The following is an 887-nucleotide window of genomic DNA, read 5'->3' as shown; positions in this document are numbered from 1 at the left end:
TACTGGGTGATACTCACCCTGTTTGTGGGTGCAAACCTGGCCCAGAGCGCGCTGACCAATATTTGCCCGCTTGCTGCCGTGCTGAAAAAGGCTGGAGTGCCCAGCTGAATCTAAAATGTTAAAAAAAACCAAGCCCCCGGCGGAACCGGGGGCTTGGGGGGGGGAGCCTCAGCCCGGGGATTCAGGGGAGGCATGGGCATGTTGGCTGTTCCAGGGAAAAGAGATTAGTGACCCCGGCCACCACGCTCCATGGGTGAGTTGATGATTTCATCCACCTCTTCTTGGGTCATGATTTGGGCCTTACAGATGAGTCCCAGGCTTTCGATCTGAGATGCGAACTAGCGCAGGTGGTTGCGGGAGCCACGCATGAGATTCTCGTAGGCCTGGATTACGTCCGGATTATCGGATTCCTCGATCGCTGCCAGCCATGGAGAGCGAAGCGAAGGCTGGTAGACCCCAGTAGCCGCGAGGCCGCACTGCTTACCCGGCGTGCGCATAGCGCCAGAGGGGAAGCAAAGTAGGCATCCAAACGCGGTGTCCAGTCATTGGGAGACAAGTACGGAGCAGCAACGAGCTTGCGAAGTTGTTGCGTAGTGCTGGGTGACCAGGACGGCTGGGGCACCAATAGGTTGTCAAAGGCCGAGTCGATTTTGGGGACTGGGATGTCCCAAAATCTATCACGAGGCCGAAGACACGCTTGTGACGTAACTACTCACCCCTATCAGCGTAGAGCTGTCCCGAAAAGGCCATTTGAATGGCGACCAGCAGATTGTATCCCTGATTTGCCATGGTCTGCAGGTAACTGGAGATGCGGCAATAGGCCTCGGCGTGCTTTCTTGTCCGGAAGCACCCCGACACCTTCTGTTTGACCTTGCTCATTCTCAGGT

Annotated in this window: 3 protein-coding genes; 1 reads left to right on the top strand and 2 read right to left on the bottom strand. The window is 56.5% G+C overall.

What is annotated here, in order from left to right; all coding sequences use genetic code 11:
* Nucleotides 1-6: 6 nt before the first annotated feature.
* Nucleotides 7-108, top strand: coding sequence for a YgaP-like transmembrane domain (locus ACOCD2_RS22580; protein ID WP_419626174.1), 102 nt, complete (start codon nt 7-9; stop codon nt 106-108).
* Between the two features lie 230 nt (nt 109-338).
* Here the strand turns inward: ACOCD2_RS22580 and ACOCD2_RS22575 are convergent, their stop codons facing one another.
* Both ACOCD2_RS22575 and ACOCD2_RS22570 read right to left on the bottom strand, forming a co-directional pair.
* On the bottom strand, nt 339-497 hold the full coding sequence (locus ACOCD2_RS22575) for a DUF2202 domain-containing protein (protein WP_419596306.1): 159 nt from the start codon (nt 495-497) through the stop codon (nt 339-341).
* Entirely contained in the window at nt 481-681 is a 201-nt protein-coding gene (locus ACOCD2_RS22570; RefSeq protein WP_419596307.1) for a hypothetical protein, read from the bottom strand. Before ACOCD2_RS22570 ends, ACOCD2_RS22575 begins: the two co-directional genes overlap by 17 nt.
* Nucleotides 682-887 lie beyond the last annotated feature (206 nt).

This window comes from Thiolapillus sp., from assembly GCF_048562965.1.
Classification (GTDB): Bacteria; Pseudomonadota; Gammaproteobacteria; order Chromatiales; family Chromatiaceae; genus Thiolapillus; species Thiolapillus brandeum_A.
Note: the sequence above shows the minus strand (reverse complement) of the source record. Positions and strands in the feature narration are given on the sequence as shown.